The organism is Streptomyces sp. NPDC048584 (assembly GCF_043199595.1).
Classification (GTDB): Bacteria; Actinomycetota; Actinomycetes; order Streptomycetales; family Streptomycetaceae; genus Streptomyces; species Streptomyces edwardsiae.
Genome location: NZ_JBICWF010000007.1, coordinates 135715 through 154817, shown reverse-complemented (window position 1 = coordinate 154817; position 19103 = coordinate 135715). Strand labels below are relative to the sequence as shown.

Genomic DNA, 19103 nt, shown 5'->3' with positions numbered 1-19103 from the left:
CCTCTGACGTGAAACGAGGAACCGCGTGTCTGTTGAGAACATCCGCACCGAGGGCGCCCTGGGCGTCGGTGAACCACGGACGCACCACGGCCGGGCAGCGTTCCGCGGCAGCGCCATGCCCTGGGTCCTCGCCGGACGGACCGCAACGGCTCTGCGCACGCGGAGCCGCCGTCTGCTGGAACACCTCACCGATCAGCGGGATGTCGCGGACACGACGGCCGCTGTCGGCCTGTCCTTGGCTGTCTCCGGTGCTACCGGGCGCAACCGTGCGGTTCTCCTGGCGGGATCCCCAGGTGAGTTCGCCGCCGAACTCACCGCGCTGGCCGCACAGCGCCGTACGGCCGGGCAGATCACCGGAACCGCCGGGAAGTGCGAGCGTGTGGTGTTCGTCTTCCCCGGTCAGGGCTCGCAGTGGACAGGAATGGGAGCCGATCTGCTGGAGCACTCGGATGTGTTCCAGGCCTCCATCGCCGCCTGCTCCCGGGCGCTCGCCCCTCATGTCGACTGGTCCGGCCGGTCGCTGGAGGATGTCCTGCGCGCGGCGCCCGGTGCTCCCTCCCTGGACCGCGACGACGTCGTCCAGCCCGCCCTGTTCGCGGTCATGGTGGCCCTCGCCGACCTCTGGCAGTCCTTCGGCGTCCGCCCCTCGGCTGTGATCGGGCACAGCAACGGTGAAATATCCGCGGCTGTCGTGGCCGGCGCGCTGTCCCTCGATGACGGGGCCCGCGTGGTGTCGTTGTGGAGCAGGGCGCAGGCGCGGCTCGCCGGGCAGGGCGCCATGATCGCCGTCCCGCTGTCCGCCGCCGAACTGGAGCCGCGCCTGGCACGTTCGGGCGGCAGGGTGTCGATCGCGGCGGTCAACGGGCCGCGGTCGGTGGTGCTGTCCGGCGATCGGGACGCCGTTGACACGATGCTGGCGGAATGTGCCGCCGAAGACATCGCGGCCAGACGTATCCCGGTCAACGTGGCCGCGCACTCCTCGCACGTCGAGCAACTGCGTGACGGCCTCCTCGCCGACCTGGCCCCCTTGCGGCCGCGCCCGTCGCAGGTGCCGTTCCACTCGACCGTCACCGGCGAGCGAACGGACACCCGTTCGCTGGACGCCGACTACTGGTACCGCAATCTGCGCGGCTCTGTCGCTTTCGAACGGACCGTCCGCTCACTCGCGGACCACGACGCCTTCATCGAAGTCAGCGCGCATCCGGTGTTGACCATGGCAGTCCAGCAGACACTGGACGAGGCAGGCTCGGACGCAGTGGTCTCGGGCACGTTGCGCCGTAACGAGGACGGGCCTCGACGCTTCCTGACCTCGCTGGCGGAGCTGTACAGCGCGGGCGCGGTGGTGGACTGGCGGCCGGCCTTCCCCGCGGACACACGGGCCATCGAGCTTTCCGGATCCGATGGGCCCCTCGAGCCGGAAGTGCCGGAGGTGAGTGCCGGCGAGGACCACGACGGCTTGGGCCTGCGCGACCGGAGCGAGCAGGAGACCACCGATCTCCTCTTGGCCCTGGTCCGCTCCGAAACCGCTCTGCTGCTTGGCCTGGACTCGCAGGAGGCCGTCTCCCCCACCGAGTCGTTCCGTGACCTCGGACTCGAGTCCGCCACCGCCGTGGAATTGCGCAACCGGCTGTCCGCCGCCACCGGCGTGCGGCTCCCGGTGACACTGGTCTTCGACCATCCGACCCCCGAGCAGGTTGTCACACGTATCCGCGGCGAGCTCCTCGGTGCGGCGCCCGAGCCCGCGGCTCCACGGCGGCGGGCGGCCACGGCCCCCGATGAACCCGTGGCGATCGTCTCCATGGCGTGCCGCTACGCCGGTGGTGTCGAATCCCCCGGCGACCTGTGGAAGCTCGTCATGGACGAGCGGGACGCCGTCTCCGACTTCCCCGGCGATCGCGGCTGGGCTCTCGACGCGCTCTTCGACGGCGGCGCGGAGACCGTGGGCCGTTCGTACACCCGCAAAGGCGCGTTCCTCGACGGCGCCGATCAGTTCGATGCCGAGTTCTTCGGTATCAGCCCGCGTGAGGCGACCGCGATGGATCCCCAGCAGCGTCTGCTGCTGGAGACCGGCTGGGAGGCCTTCGAGAGCGCCGGCATCGACCCGACGACGCTGGGCGGCAGCAGCACGGGGGTGTACGTCGGCGCCATGGCGCAGGACTACGGACCGCGGCTGCACGAGGCGGACAGTACGGCCGGCGGATACCTGCTGACCGGCACCTACACATGTGTGATCTCGGGCCGCGTGTCGTACACGCTTGGTCTCAGGGGTCCTGCCATCACGGTCGACACCGGGTGTTCGTCGTCCTTGGTGGCTCTGCATCTGGCGGCGCAGGCACTGCGGCAGGGCGAATGCGACCTGGCCCTGGCCGGCGGCGTGACCGTCATGGCCAGCCCCGGACTCTTCGTCGAGTTCAGCCGACAGCGCGGACTCTCCCCGGACGGCCGCTGCAAAGCCTTCGCCGACACCGCCGACGGCACCGGCTGGGGCGAGGGCGCCGGAGTACTCCTCCTCGAACGCCTCTCCGACGCACACCGCAACAACCACCCCGTACTCGCCGTCATCCGCGGCTCAGCACTCAACCAGGACGGCGCGAGCAACGGCCTCTCCGCACCCAGCGGACCCGCCCAGGAACGCGTCATCCACGACGCCCTCGCCGCCGCCCACCTCACCCCCTCCGACATCGACGCACTCGAAGCACACGGCACCGGCACCACACTCGGCGACCCCATCGAAGCCCACGCCATCCTCGCCACCTACGGCCGCGCACACACCCCCGAACAACCCCTCTACCTCGGATCCATCAAATCCAACATCGGCCACACCCAAGCCGCCGCAGGCATGGCCGGCATCATCAAAATGGTCCACGCCATGCAACACGGCATCCTCCCCCGCACCCTCCACATCGACCACCCCTCCACCCACGTCGACTGGACCACCGGCGCAGTCACCCTCCTCACCCACACCACACCCTGGCCCGACACCGACCACCCACGCCGCGCCGCCGTCTCCTCCTTCGGCATCAGCGGCACCAACGCCCACGTCATCCTCGAACAACCCACCGACAGCCCCGAAGCCGAGCCGGACCAACACGACCCTCTGCGGGCCGCGGCGAGGGAGGGAGCCTTCGCCGGGGCATCCGAGGTTCCCGTCATCCTGTCCGCCAGGACCGAGCAGGCGCTGCGTGCGCAGGCCGCCCGACTGCTGAACCACCTCCGCGAGCATCCGGGCGTGAATGTGCGGGACGCCGGCCTCTCCCTCGCGCTGGAGCGTCGGCACTTCGCCCAAAGGGCCGGTCTGGTGGCGGGTGACCGCGCGGGGCTCGAGGCGGGTCTCGGCGCGCTGGCGGAGGACGACGGCGTCATCGGTTCCGCGCTCGTCTCCGGACGCGCCAAGTCGCCTGTGCGCGCGGTGTTCGTCTTCCCCGGCCAGGGCGCGCAGTGGGCGGGGATGGCGGCAGGGCTGCTGGAGTCGTCCCCGGTGTTCGCCCGACGGATGGCCGAGTGCGCGGCGGCACTGGAACCGCTCGTCGACTGGTCGCTGACTGACGTCCTGCGGGGCGCGGACGGCGCTCCGGGCTTCGACCGGGTGGATGTCGTCCAGCCGGCGCTCTGGGCAGTGATGGTGTCACTGGCCGAGGTATGGCGATCGTTCGGCGTGCAGCCGGCTGCCGTGCTGGGTCACTCGCAGGGGGAGATCGCGGCGGCCTGTGTCGCGGGCGTTCTCTCACTCGCCGAGGGCGCGCGAGTCGTGGCACTGCGCAGCCAGGCGCTGACCGCGCTGTCGGGCCGCGGCGGGATGGCGTCGGTGCCACGGCCCGCCGGATGGGTCCGGGACGAGATCCGCGCCTGGCAGGGGCGCATCTCGGTGGCCGCGATCAACGGTCCGTCACAGGTCGTCGTCTCCGGTGACGCCGATGCGCTGGACGAGTTCCTCGCCCGGTGCGAGAGGGAGGAGGTACGAGCCCGACGCATCGGTGTGGACTACGCGTCCCATTCTTCGCAGGTGGAGGAGATCGAAGGGGACATCGTGCGTGTCCTGGCCGATATTGCTCCGTGCACGGGGGACATCACGGTCTTCTCGTCCCTCACGGGAGACCTGGCCGCCGGCGAGGACATGGACGCGGGGTACTGGTACCGGAACCTGCGCGGGACTGTGGAGTTCGAGCAGGCCACTCGTGCGTTGCTGGACTCGGGGCACAACATGTTCATCGAGGTGAGTCCCCACCCCGTTCTTGCCGTCGGACTCGAGGCGACGATCGAAGCGGCGGGCTCCGACGCCGTGGCTCTGGGCACCCTGCGCCGTGGTGAGGACACCACCGGTCGTCTGCTCACCTCGCTCACCGCGGCCCATTGCCACGGCGCCGCTGTCGACTGGGCGGCCGTCTTCCACGGCACCGGTGCACAGCGGGTGGAGTTGCCGACGTACGCGTTCCAGCACCGCCGCCACTGGCTCGACACCCCGGCCGCGGCGGCTGACGCCGCCGGCCTCGGCCTGCAGCCCGCGGGGCACCCCCTGTTGGGGGGCATGACCAGCATCGCCGGCACCGACGGCGAGGGGGATGGTGGCCTGCTGCTCACTGGTCGCCTGACCCCGCGCACCCATCCGTGGCTCGCCGACCACGCCGTCCGCGGCACCGCGCTCCTGCCCGGGGCCGCCGTCGTGGAACTGGCCGTGGCCGCCGGCGACCGTCTCGGCTGTGGTCGGCTCGAGGAGGTCGTCCTCGAGGAGCCGCTCATCGTGCCCACGGAGGGCGGCGTGCACCTGCAGGTGCACGCCGGCCCCGCCGACGGCACCGGGCAGCGGCGCCTGTCCGTCCATTCCCGCCCCGAGCAGGACGAGCATCTGCCCTGGACCCGCCACGCGACCGCCGTCCTCACGGCAGACGGCGAGCCCGCGTTCGAGGTCTGGCGGTCCTGGCCCCCGGCCGGTGCCGAGGAGATCTCCCTCGACGGTTTCTACGACCGCCTCGGGGAGCTCGGTTACGCGTACGGGCCCTCCTTCCGGGGACTGATCCGGGCCTGGCGGTCGGGCGGCGACCGCTACGCGGAGGTGGCGCTCCCCGAGGATGTGCACGCGCAGGCCGCCGGTTACGGCATCCACCCGGCTCTCCTCGACTCGGCCCTCCACCTCGCCCTTGTCGACGACAGCACGGAGCTTCGCCTCCCCTTCTCCTTCGGCAAGGTCACGCTTCACGCCTGGGGCGCCTCCGCCCTGCGGGTGCGCCTCACCCGGGACGGCTCCGGCAGCGCGGCCCTCACGGCCACCGACCAGAGCAGCACGCCGGTGCTGACCATCGGCTCCACCGCATTCCGGCCCCTGCCTTCGGGCGAGCTCCGCTCCACCACCCGCTCCGCGGGCCTGTACCACCCCGTCTGGCAACCGGTTCCGCTCCCGAGCGCGCCGCCCGCGCAACGGTGGGCACTGCTGGGCGCCGACCCGTTGGATGTCCCGCACGCCCTGGGCTACGCGGACTTCGACGGACTCGACGCGGCCCTCGACACCGGTGATCGCGCTCCCGACGTCCTGGTTCTCCCCTGCGTCACCGGCGAGCGGGACCGCACCGGCCCAAAGGCGGTCCACACCGCCGTCGCCCGGGTACTGGAGAAGATACGACGCTTCCTGGCCGACGAACGCCTCGAGAACACCCGTCTGCTGGTGCTGACCCGCGAGGCCGTGGCCGTCACCGGCAACGGGGAACTCCTGGACCTGCCCGCCGCGGCGGTGCGCGGCCTGGCTCACACCGCCGCCCATGAGTACCCCGGCCGCATCGCCCTCATCGACCTGGGCCACGGCGACAGCGGCACAGCGCTTCCCGCCGCTCTCGCCGCCGCCGACGACCTCCCTCTGGCCCTGCGCGACGGGCAGTTGTACGCCCCTCGCCTGATTCGCACCCCGACACCGCCCGACGTGCGGGACATCCTCCCCGCGGGCATCGACCCGGACGGCACCGTACTCATCACCGGCGGCACCGGCAGCCTCGGCCGCACGCTCAGCCGGCACCTCGTCAACCACCATGGCGTCCGCCACCTGCTCCTTGCCGGCCGCCAGGGCGACACGGCTCCCGGGGCACGCGAACTCGTCGCGGAGCTCGCCGAGCGGGGCGCCCACGTCACCGTCACCGCCTGCGACGTCACCGACCGGCAAGCACTCGTCAAGCTGCTCGCCGGCGTTTCCGGACACCACCCGCTCACCGCCGTCATCCACACCGCGGGCGCCCTCGCCGACGCCACCTTGGCCAACCTCGACCCGGGGAGCCTCGACAAGGTACTGCCGCCGAAGGCGTACGCGGCCTGGCACCTGCACGAACTCACGAAGGACGCGAGTCTGTCGGCGTTCGTACTGTTCTCCTCCATCGCCGGGCTGACCGGCAATCCCGGTCAGGGCAACTACGCGGCCGCCAACACGTTCCTGGATGCGCTGGCATTCCACCGACGCGCGCACGGACTGCCCGCCACCTCCCTCGCCTGGGGGCTGTGGGAGTCCCCCGAAGGCAGCATGGCCGCCAAGCTCAGCGATGCCGACAGGGCACGGTGGGCGCGCCGGGGCGTCCTGCCTCTGTCGCACGACCGCGGCATGCGGCTCTTCGACGAGGCACTCGCGTCGGGCGAACCGCTTCTCCTGCCCGCCGAGCTGAACCTGGCGGCACTCCACAACCCCAGCCCGTCCACCTCCCCACCCGCCCTGCTGCGGACCCTGGTCCCCGCACCGCGCCGCCGCCGCGCCGTCACGGCAGCGGCCGGCCCCGCGGGAACGCGCTCCTGGGGCGAGCGCACCGCCGCGCTCCCGGAAGCAGAACGTCTCCGTTCGACCTCCGACCTGGTACGCGCTGCCGTGGCCGCGGTCCTCGGCCTGCCCGGCCCCGGGGACGTCCCCAAGGGCAGCGCGTTCAAGGACCTGGGCATGGACTCGCTCACGGGCCTGGAACTGCGCAGCCGCCTGACCGCGGTCACCGGCGTCCCGCTGCCCGCCACCGCGGTCTTCGACCACCCGACACCCTCCTCCCTCGCAGGTCATCTGATCGCCGAACTCCGCGGCGCCGACGCGGACCCCGCCGTCCCGCCCGCACACTCGGGTGGCACGAGCCGGCCGCACCCGGACGAGGATCCGGTCGTGATCGTGGGGATGGCCTGCCGCTACCCGGGGGAGGTCCGCACTCCGGAGGAGCTGTGGCGTCTGGCGGCCGACGGTGTGGACGCCATCGGCCAGTTCCCCCGCAACCGGGGCTGGAACCTGGAGGAGCTCTACCACCCCGACCCCGATCATCCGGGCACCACGCACACCCGCCACGGCGGCTTCCTGTACGACGCCGATCAGTTCGATGCGGAGTTCTTCGGTATCAGCCCGCGTGAGGCGACGGCGATGGATCCCCAGCAGCGTCTGCTCCTGGAAACGGGCTGGGAGGCCGTCGAACACGCCGGCATCGACCCGACCGTCCTGCACGGCACCCGCACCGGCGTCTTCACGGGTGTCATGCGCAGTGACTACGCCACGGGCGCGCACTCCGTACCGGACGTCTCGGAGGCCTACCGGACCACGGGTCTGGCGTCGAGCGTCGCCTCGGGCCGCCTGTCGTACACCCTCGGGCTGCAGGGCCCCGCCATCACCGTCGACACGGCCTGCTCGTCGTCCTTGGTGGCTCTGCATCTGGCGGCACAGGCACTGCGGCAGGGCGAATGCGACCTGGCCCTGGCCGGCGGCGTGACCGTCATGGCAAGCCCCGGACTCTTCGTCGAATTCAGCCGACAGCGCGGACTCGCCCCGGACGGCCGCTGCAAAGCCTTCGCCGACACCGCCGACGGCACCGGCTGGGGCGAGGGCGCCGGAGTACTCCTCCTCGAACGCCTCTCCGACGCACAACGCAACAACCACCCCGTACTCGCCGTCATCCGCGGCTCAGCACTCAACCAGGACGGCGCAAGCAACGGCCTCTCCGCACCCAGCGGACCCGCCCAGGAACGCGTCATCCACGACGCCCTCACCGCCGCCCACCTCACCCCCTCCGACATCGACGCACTCGAAGCACACGGCACCGGCACCACACTCGGCGACCCCATCGAAGCCCACGCCATCCTCGCCACCTACGGCCGCGCACACACCCCCGAACAACCCCTCTACCTCGGATCCATCAAATCCAACATCGGCCACACCCAAGCCGCCGCAGGCATGGCCGGCATCATCAAAATGGTCCACGCCATGCACCACGGCATCCTCCCCCGCACCCTCCACATCGACCACCCCACCACCCACGTCGACTGGACCACCGGCGCAGTCACCCTCCTCACCCACACCACACCCTGGCCCCACACCGACCACCCACGCCGCGCCGCCGTCTCCTCCTTCGGCATCAGCGGCACCAACGCCCACGTCATCCTCGAACAACCCCCGGTACCGGACTCCGGTGAGGACCGGGTCCCCGCGGTCCCCGGCGTGCTGCCCTGGGTGCTTTCCGCCCGTGGGACGGAGGGTCTGCGGGCACGAGCCGCGCAGTTGCGGCAGCTCACCGGGGACGCGGGCGACCTCGGTCCCGCTCATCTCGACATCGCCCGTTCACTGGCGGCCAGCCGGGCCACGCTCCCGGACCGCGCCGTCGTCGTGGCCTCCGGCCCCGAGGAACTCGCCCGCGGTCTGACCGCACTGGCCGCGGGTCGGGACGCGCCGAACGTGGTAACCAGGGGCGCTGCCCATCGCGGTGGGGTGGCGTTCCTGTTCACCGGGCAAGGCAGCCAACGTCCCGGGATGGGTGCCGGTCTGTACGCGGCACAGCCCGTGTTCGCCGCCGCGATCGATGCAGTCTGCGCGGAGCTCGACCCGCATCTGGACCTCGAGATCCCGCTCAGGGACCTCATCCTCGATGCCGGTGACGACGGCCACGAGGACATGCTGGACCAGACGCGCTACACCCAGGCCGCCCTTTTCGCCCTGGAGACCGCCCTCTTCCGGCTCACCGAGCACTACGGCCTCGTCCCCGACCATCTTCTCGGCCACTCCGTCGGCGAACTCGCCGCCGCCCACGCCGCCGGCGTACTCACTCTTCCCGACGCCTGCGTTCTCGTGGCCGCCCGCGGCCGTCTCATGCATGCCGCGCCGGCGCACGGCGCGATGGCCGCCGTCCGGGCCACCGTCGAGGAGGTCCGCGCCACGCTCGACACCCTGGGGCCCGACAGCGGACGGGTCGTCGTCGCCGCTGTCAACGCCCCGGACGCCGTCGTGGTGTCCGGTGACGAGCCCGCCGTGCGACAGGTCGAGTCCCGTTGGCGAGACGCCGGGCGGCAAACCACACTTCTGCGGGTCAGTCACGCCTTCCACTCTCCCCACATGGACGGCGTCCTCGACGAGATGCGCCGGGTCGCCGGCAACATCACCTACTCTCCCCCGCGTATCCCGATCGTCTCCAACCTCACGGGACGGCTCGCCACCACTGAGCAGCTCACCGACCCCGGCTACTGGGTCCGTCAGCTCCGTGAGACCGTCCGCTTCCACGACGGTCTCGACACCCTCTTCGCCAACGGCACGACCACGTTCCTCGAAATCGGTCCCGACGCCGTACTGGCCCCCCTGGTCCACTCGACCGCCGCCGCCCGGGGCGCGGGAGCGGGTGCCGTGGCCGCGACATCGCTGATCCGTCGCGGTCACGACGAGGTACGCACCTTCGTGGCAGGCCTCGCGGAGGCGTGTGCGGGCGGTGCCACCGTCGACTGGAGCGGCTTCCTCCCCGACGGCCGTACGGTGTCCCTGCCCACCTACCCGTACCGGCGCAAGCGCTTCTGGGTGAACCCCACGCCCGCGGCCGTCCCCACGGCGAGCACCGGTACGCACCCGCTGCTCGACGAGGGCGTCGAACTGGCCGGCGGCCTGGGGTGGCTGGCCACCGGACGCCTCGATCCACGGACCCGGCCGTGGCTGGCCGAGCACGTCGTCCGGGGGCGTCCGCTGCTGCCCGGCGCGGCCATCGCGGAGCTGGCCCTGAACGCGGCACGAAGGACGGCCACAAGCCGGGTGGCCGACCTGACCCTGGAGCAGCCCCTGGCGCTCGACACGGCCATGGACATCCAGCTCCGGGTGAACGCCCCGGAGGACGACGGCTCCCGCGCCTTCGCCCTCTGGGCGCGGCTCGCGGGAGCCGACGGAACGGAGTGGACGCGACACGCCTCGGGCGTCCTGGACAAGGGCGTGTCCGCGCCTCCCGTCGACGATGCCCGGCCGGCCGTGTGGCCGCCGCCGGAGGCGACGGCGATACCCGTCGACGGCCTCTACCACCGGCTGGCCGAGCGCGGTTACGCCTACGGCTCCGCATTCCAGGGGTTGCGTGCCGCCTGGCGCCATGGTGGCGACCTCTACGCGGACGTCGCGTTGCCGAAGGCCGCTCGAGACCACGAGGACCGCTTCCTGCTGCACCCCGCCGCGCTGGACGCGGCCCTGCACACCGTCTTCTGCGCGATCGATGACGACGGGGGCGACCGGTTCGTCGTCCCGTTCGCCTGGAGCGGTCTCGCCCTGCACACCTCCGGTGCCACCGAGTTGCGTGTTCTCCTGCGCCGCGGGGACGCGGGCACGTATTCCCTGCGCCTCGCGGACGGAACCGGTGCCCCGGTGTGCACCGTCGACGCACTCACCCTCCGGGACCTCCCGGCCGTCGCCGGAACACCGGACGGCGCCGCTCTGCTCGCCCTGCGGTGGGGGGACGCGCCGCAGACACCGGAGGGCACCCCGGCGGGGCCCTGGGCCGTCGTGGGCCGCGACACCGCGGGAGTGACCGAAACCGTGCGTGCCACCGGCGTTCACGTCCGGCACCACGCCGACCTGGACGGCCTGCGACGTGCCCTGGACGACGGTGTTCCCGCGCCGGCCGTCGTCCTCGTCCCCGAGCCCGGTCGGCTCACCGCATCCGGCGCGTCCATGGACGTGGTCCTCGCGAGCCACGCTGTCCTGGATCTTGCCCAGCAATGGCTTGCCGACGAGCGACTCGCGGGCTCCCGGCTCGTCCTGATCACCGACGGTGCCGTGGCGACCGGCAGCGGCGACGTCCGCCCGGACCCCGCCGGAGCCGCGGTGTGGGGGCTGATCCGGTCGGCGCAGACCGAGCACCCTGGGCGCTTCGTCCTGGTCGACACCGACGGCCTGCCGAAGTCGGTGGACCGCCTCGTCGCGGCCCTGGCCTCGGACGAGCCCCAACTCGCGATCCGTGCGGGCCGTATGTCGGTACCGGCGCTACGGCCGTACCGGGCCGTAGCGGACGACGAAGGACGCGGGAACCTCTTCGACCGTCACAGCCACGTGCTGATCACCGGCGGATTCGGCACCCTGGGCCGCCTGGTGGCCCTGCACCTGGTGGAACGGTACGGCGTACGGCGGCTGTTGCTGACCGGCCGGCGCGGCGCGGCCACCCCGGGCGCCGGCGCCTTCCTGGACGAACTGGCCGTGCTGGCACCGCAGGTGACGGTGACCGTGGCCGCGTGTGACATCGCCGACCGCGCCGCCCTCGCCGAGGTGCTCGCCGCCGTACCCGAAGAGCACCCGCTCACCGGTGTGGTGCACGCGGCGGGTGTTCTGGACGACGCGGTCGTCGAACGGCTCGACCCGGACCGCCTCGACCAGGTGCTGCTGCCCAAGGCCGGGGCGGCCGTGCACCTCCACGACCTCACCGCGAACCTGAACCTGTCGGCGTTCGTGATGTTCTCCTCGCTCGCCGGCGTGCTGGGTTCCGCCGGACAGGCCAACTACGCGGCGGCCAACGCCGTTCTGGACGGCATCGCCCGACTGCGGCACGCCGAGGGACTACCCGCGCTCTCCATCGCCTGGGGCCTGTGGGCGGACCAGAGCACGATGACCGACGGCCTGGGCGAGACGGACCGGCTCCGGATGGCCCGCTCCGGCGTCGCCGCCATGTCCGCCGCGGAGGGACTGACGCTGTTCGACACGGCCGTCGCCACCGGCGCCCCGGCCCTCGCAGCCGCCCGCCTCGACCTGTCCGCCCTGGATCCGGGGACGGCCCCGGCCCTGCTGCGCGCCCTGGTCCCGTACGCCGTGCCGCCCGCGGCCCCGGCCTCCGGGCGGGACGCGACGCCCGCCACCGGCCTGCGGAGCCGGCTGAACCGGGCACCGCGGCACGAGCGCGGTCACCTCCTCCTCGAGACGGTACGGGCCGAGGTGGCCGCGGTTCTGGGACACACCGGCGCGGAGCAGGTGACGACCGACCGCCGGTTCCAGGACCTGGGCTTCGACTCGCTGATGGCGGTCGAGCTGCGGAACCGGCTGAGCGTCACCACCGGGGTCACACTGCCTCCCACCCTGATCTTCGACCACCCCACACCGGACGCGCTCGTCAACCGGCTTCAGGCCGACCTTCTGCCCGAATCCACGACGCCGGGTGACGAAGGGGCGACCGACGGGGATCCGGTGGACGGCCTTCCGCTCGGCGGCGGTGCCCTGGACACGATGAACACCGACGACCTGGTGCGCCTGGCACTCGGCGACAGCAAGTCATGACCACCCTCTACGGGGGAACGTATGGAGAGTTCGATGGCGTCCACCGCACCACAGCAAGTCGTCGACGCACTGCGGGCCGCGCTCAAGGAGAAGGAGCGGCTCCAGGCCCTCAACAACCGCCTCACCGAGCGTGAGACCGAACCGATCGCGATCGTCGCGATGGCATGCCGCTATCCCGGCGGCATCACGTCCCCGCAGGAGCTGTGGCAGCTGGTCACCGACGAGGTGGACGCGGTCGGCCCGTTCCCCGCCGACCGGGGCTGGGACCTGGAAAGGCTGTACGACCCGGATCCCGGCACCCCGCACACGTCGTACACCAGGGAAGGCGGATTCCTCTACGACGCACGGGAGTTCGACGCCGAGTTCTTCGGCATCCCGCCCCGCGAGGCACGGGCGATCGACCCGCAGCAGCGGCTCCTGCTCGAAACCTCGTGGGAGGCGGTCGAACGTGCGGGTATCGACCCAGCGTCGCTGCGCGGCACGCCCACCGGCGTCTTCGTGGGCACCATGTACGGCGACTACATGACCCGGATCTCCCCTTCCGCGGAGGAGTACGAGGGGTATCTGAGCATCGGCAGCGCGGGCAGCGTGGCTTCCGGGCGCATCGCCTACACCTTCGGGTTCGAGGGACCGGCCATCACCGTGGACACGGCGTGTTCCTCCTCGCTGGTGACTCTGCACCTGGCCTGCGCCGCGCTGCGCCGCGGTGAATGCTCCCTGGCCCTGGCGGGCGGCGCGACGGTGATGGCCACACCGACGCCGTTCGTCGAGTTCAGCAGGCAACGCGGCCTGGCCCCGGACGGCCGCTGCAAGGCGTTCTCCGCCTCGGCCGACGGTACCGGATGGTCCGAGGGCGTGGGACTGCTGCTCGTCGAGCGGCTCTCCGACGCACGGCGCAACGGCCACCCGGTACTGGCCGTGGTGCGGGGCTCCGCCGTCAACCAGGACGGCGCCAGCAACGGACTCACCGCGCCGAACGGGCCGGCGCAGGAGCGGGTCGTCCGGCAGGCACTCTCCAGCGCGGGCCTGTCCCCGGCCGAGGTGGACGCGGTGGAGGCGCACGGCACCGGCACGCCCCTCGGTGACCCGATCGAAGCCCACGCGCTGCAGGCCGCCTACGGCAGCGCACGCACCGCGGACCAGCCCCTGTATCTGGGTTCCCTCAAATCGAATCTCGGGCACACCCAGGCAGCTGCCGGCGTCGGTGGCGTCATCAAGATGACGATGGCCCTGCAGCACGGTGTCCTGCCCAAGACGCTGCACGCGGACGTGCCCACCGAGCATGTCGCCTGGTCCGCCGGCACGCTGGCGCTCCTCAACAAGTCGATCCCCTGGCCCGAACGCGACCGTCCGCGACGGGCCGCCGTCTCCTCCTTCGGCATCAGCGGCACCAACGCCCATGTCATCCTGGAGCAGGCACCGGAGCCGCGGCAGCGGCGCGAGCGGGAGGCGCCGCCGCTGCCCACCGTGCCCTGCCCGCTCTCCGCGGCCGACGAGGCCGCGCTGCGCGCGCAGGCCCGGCGCCTGCACGCGCACCTCGCCTCCGGCGCGGACCCCGGGTCAGAGGCCGGGAGCCTGCTCGACGTCGGCTACTCGCTGGCAACCGGCCGCAGCGGTCTGCCCCATCGCGCGGTGCTGCTCGCCACGGACCGGGACGATCTCCTCCGCCGGCTGCGGGAAGTGGCCGTCGGCACCCCGGCACCGGACGTGATCCGCGGCCGCGCCGCCGCGGGCAGGACCGCGTTCCTCTTCGCCGGGCAGGGGTCCCAGCGGGCCGGCATGGGCCGGACGCTGTACCGGACGTTCCCCGCCTACGCGGCGGCCTTCGACGACGTCTGCGCCGCCGTGGACCCACATCTGGAACGCCCACTGCGAGACGTGCTCTTCGCAGCGGAGGACTCCCCCGGTGCCGGCCCGCTGCATCGCACCGAGTACACCCAGCCGGCGCTCTTCGCCTTCGAAGTCGCCCTGTACCGGCTGTTGACGTCCTGGGGCGTGCGGCCGGACGCCGTCCTCGGCCACTCCGTGGGAGCACTCGCCGCCGTGCACGCCGCGGGGGTGCTCTCACTCGAGGATGCCGCCGAACTCGCCGCCGTACGGGGCCGCGTCATGCAGCGGCTGCCGTCGGGCGGAGCGATGGTGGCGCTGCGTGCCTCCGAGCAGGAGGCGACCGCCCTGCTGGCCGGACTGGAGGAGCGGATCTCCCTGGCGGCCGTCAACGGCCCGGCCGCCACGGTACTCTCGGGCGACCGCGACGCCCTCGAAGCCGCCGTCACGGCCTTCGAGGCAGCCGGCGGCAAGGCCACCCGGCTGCGCGTCAGCCACGGCTTCCACTCGCCCCTGATGGAACCCGCCCTGGATGAGATCCGGGCTGTCGCCTCGCGCCTGGACTTCCGGGAGCCGCGGATCACCGTCGTCTCGGACCTGACCGGGCGCGCCGAGGACGTGGCCGTACTGGCCGATCCCGAGTACTGGGTACGCCACGCGCGTCATACGGTTCGCTTCGCGGACGGCCTCGACTGCCTCACGGAGCTCGGCTGCACGCGGCTGCTGGAGCTCGGCCCGTCCGGCGACCTCGTGTCGATCGCCGCCGAATCCCTCACCGAGGACGGAGCCGACTCCGCAGGGGCCGGGTACGCACTGATACCGGTTCTCCGGCGGCGGACTCCGGAGCCGGACGCCGCGTTGGCCGCTCTCTCCCGGCTGCACGCCTGCGGCGGGGCCGTCGACTGGGCCTCGGTCTTCGCCGGCCAGGACGCCTGCCGTGTCGAGTTGCCGACGTACGCCTTCCAGCGCCGCCCCTACTGGCTGGAAGGCTCACCGGGCGTCGGTGCCGCGCACTCCGACAAGCTCACCGCCGTGGATCACCCCATACTCGACGGTGTCGACGAACTACCCGACGGGTCACGCTTGTTGAGAGGACGCCTCTCCCTCGGGGCGCATCCGTGGCTGGCCGGCCACCGGGTGGCGGGCGAGGTTCTGGTGCCCGGCACCGTACTGCTCGACCTTGCGCTGCGTGCTGCCGGCGAGGCGGGCCTGGAGGTGGTGGAAGAACTCGTCCTGCGGGCCCCGCTCGTCGTACCGGACGATGTGGAGATCCAGCTGCAGGTGTTCCTCGCGGCCGACGCGGAATCCGGCCGGAGGGACGTCACCGTGCGCTCCCGGCCAGGGGGCGCCGGCCGGCCGGGAACCTGGACGACGCACGCCCACGGCACCGTGACGGGCGAGGCGGCCGGGGCCGCCACGTGCCTGACGGCCGGCCCGGAGGAGTGGCCGCCGCCCGGCGCCGAACCCGTCGGTGTGCCCACGGCCCGCTTCTATGACCGGCTGGCCGGGCAGGGCCTGGAATACGGCCCCGCCTTCCGCGGCGTTCAGGCGATGTGGCGGCGCGGCCGGGAGGTCTTCGCCGAGGTGGCGCTGTCCGCGGAACGGCAGCCCGGCCACGACGGTTTCGCCGTGCACCCGGTCCTGTTCGACGCGGCCCTGCACCCGATCGCTCTCGGCGGCCTGACCGACGGCGAAGCGGACGACGGGACCTGGCTGCCGTACTCGTGGTCCGGGGTTCGCGTGCTCGCGCGGGCCGACGCGAAGCTGCGCGTCAGGCTCGCCCCGGCGGGCCCGAACGCGGTGAGCATCACCGCGACGGACACCTCGGGCGAGCTGGTCATGTCGGTCGACTCGTTGACGGTGCGCCCGTTCACGGCGGACGCCGGGGCCGGTGGCCGCGACGGCCTGCTGCTTCCCTCGTGGGAACCGCTGTCCGGCACGGCCGTCGCGCCGGACACGAGCCGCTGGGCGGTGCTCGCACCGCCGACGGCCCTCGTCGGGGCCGAACCGTGCCCCGCCGTCGACCTCGCGTCGGCGCTCAGCACTGACGCACTCCGCGACACCCCGCAGGTGCACCACGACATCGCCGCACTCACCGCCGTGGACGAGCCCGCCCCGGCCCTTCTCCTGGTGCCCTGTCCGACCGCGGCGCCCGGCAGCCGTGCGGATGCCGATGGCGTCCACGCGGCCGTGCGCCACGTACTGGCCGCCGTGCAGGCGGTGCTCGCCGACGACCGGCTGGCCGAAACCCGCGTCGCGGTGCTCACCCGCGACGCCGTGACCGTCGGGGGCGAGCAGCACACGACCGCACTCGCCCACCGTGCCGTCTGGGGCCTGATGCGCTCGGCGCAGGCCGAGCACCCGAACCGATTCCTGCTGCTGGACGAGGACGGCACGCCCGGCTCCCGGCGCGTCCTGGCCGCGGTGCTCGCCTCCTCCCAGCCACAACTCGCCGTGCGTGGCGGCGTCGCCCATCGGCCGGTCCTCACTGCGTCGGAGCCGGACACGGCGCTGCGCCCGCCGGCCGGCAGCCCGCACTGGCACCTCGACTACGTCGGCAAGGAGACCTTCGCCCATCTGTCCCTGAGGCCCTGGCCCGAGGCGGACGCCCCGCTCACCGAGGGTCAGATCCGGGTGCGGATGCGCGCCGCGGGCCTGAACTTCCGTGACGTTCTCCTGTCGCTGGGCGTGGTCCCCGCCTCCGTGGACGGGACCGCGGCCGGACCGGGACAGGGCGGCGAGGGTGCCGGGGTCGTCCTGGAGACCGGCCCGGGTGTCACCGCCCTGCGCCCCGGCGACCGGGTCACCGGGCTGTTCCACGGCATCGGTCCGGTCGCGGTGACCGACCACCGGCTGGTCTGCCGGTTCCCCGACGGCTGGTCCTTCCGTCAGGCGGCAGCCGTCCCGGTGGCCTATCTCACCGCCTATTACGGCCTGGTGGACCTCGCGGGGCTGCGCGCGGGCGAGTCGCTGCTCGTGCACGCCGGCACCGGAGGTGTGGGCACCGCCGCACTCCAGATCGGCCGGCATCTCGGCGCGCGGACGTACGCCACCGCCGGACCGGCCAAATGGGACGCGCTGCGCGCCGCGGGACTGCCCGAAGAGCACATCGCCTCTTCCCGTGACCTGGGATTCGAGCGGCGCCTGCTGGACGCCACCGGGGGCAGGGGGGTCGACGTGGTGCTCAACTCCCTGGCGGGAGAGTTCACCGACGCGTCGCTGCGTCTGCTTCCGCGCGGCGGCCGGTTCCTGGAAATGGGCAAGACCGACCGGCGTGACCGCGAGAGCGTGGCCGGGCAGCACCCGGGCGTCGCATACCTCGCCTACGACGTGCGCGATCCCGGCCCCGACCGCATCCACGATATCCTCACCGTCCTCCAGGAGCTCTTCGGACAGGGCGCGCTCACCCCGCCCCGGGTGTCGACGTGGGACATCCGCGACGCGCCGAACGCGTTCCGGTACCTGAGCGAGGCCCGGCACATCGGCAAGGTCGTACTGGAGTTCCCCGACGAGGACGGTCCGTGGGACACCTCCCGGGCCGTCCTCGTCACCGGCGGCCTCGGATGGCTGGGCCGGCTCGTCGCCCGGCACCTGGTGGACCGGCACGACGTGCGCGAGCTCGTGCTGATGGGCCGCGGCGCGCCCGGCGAGGACGCGGTGCGGGACCTGGTCGCGCTGCGTGAGACCGGGGCGCGGGTCCATACGGTGGCCTGCGACGCGGCCGACCGCGACGCGTTGACGGCCGCCCTCGCCGAACTCGCCGGGGACGGGGTGCGGATCGGCGGCGTCGTCCACGCGGCGGGGGTCCTGGACGACGGGCTCCTCGGCTCCCTGGCGCCGGACCGGCTCGACCGGGTACTGCGCCCCAAGATCGACGCGACCCTCAATCTCCACGAACTCACCGAGGACCTCGACCTCTCCGTGTTCGTCGTCTGCTCGTCGCTCGCCGGCACGCTCGGGTCTCCCGGGCAGGGCGCTTATGCGGCCGGCAACGCGTTCCTCGACGGCCTGACGGAGCACCGGCGTTCGCTGGGACGTCCCGGCATCTCACTGGTATGGGGCCTGTGGCGGGGGGAGGGCGGCATGGGCGCCTCGCTGAGCGACGCGGACCTCGCCAGGATGGCTCGCGGCGGAGTGGTGCCGCTGGACGCCGGGCAGGGCCTGGAGCTGCTGGACGCCGGGCTCCGCCGCAACAGGCCGGTGGCCGTGGCCGGGCGGTGGGACGTCGAGGGCCTGCGTGCGCGGCGCACCGCCGACGGCACTGTGCCTCCGCTGCTGGAGGGCCTGCTCGGCGGCGCCTCCCCGCGCGCCGCCGGCCCCGCCGTCGGCGTGACGGCCACCGTGGCCGACGGCCCGGCGGGCGCCCCGGCGGACGGCGGCGATCACCTGCTGAATACCGTGCTCCATGAGATCGCATCGGTGCTCGGTCATGCCTCGGCCTCGGCCGTCGAGCCCGACCGCACCTTCGACGAGGCGGGCTTCGACTCGCTCACCACCGTGGAGCTGCGCAACCGGCTTGCCGCCGCCACCGGAATCAGGCTGCCCGCCACCTTCGTCTTCGACTTTCCGACGCCGGCCGATCTGGTCGTCCACCTGCGAGAACAACTGCCGGACGTCGATGGCGACGACGCAGGCGGCGCGGATGCCGCCCTCGAGGTGTTCGACGGCATCTCCCGGATCGAGGCGCGCGTGGCCGGCCTTCCGCTCAGCGACGCCCAGCGCGCGGCGGCGAGCGAGCGGTTGCACACCCTGCTGACCCAGCTGAACCCGACGACGGAGGGCGCGTAGC

The 19103-nt window shown here is 72.8% G+C and carries 1 protein-coding gene and 1 pseudogene; both read left to right on the top strand.

The window, feature by feature from the left end; genetic code table 11:
* The first annotated feature begins 25 nt into the window (after window positions 1-25).
* Window positions 26-12487 carry an SDR family NAD(P)-dependent oxidoreductase gene (locus ACGFR9_RS17430; protein ID WP_393208857.1) on the top strand — a complete coding sequence of 4154 codons (12462 nt, stop codon included), beginning with the start codon at window positions 26-28 and terminating at the stop codon, window positions 12485-12487.
* A gap of 33 nt (window positions 12488-12520) precedes the next feature.
* A pseudogene (locus tag ACGFR9_RS17425) lies at window positions 12521-19102 on the top strand (type I polyketide synthase); the annotation flags it as partial.
* Window position 19103 lies beyond the last annotated feature (1 nt).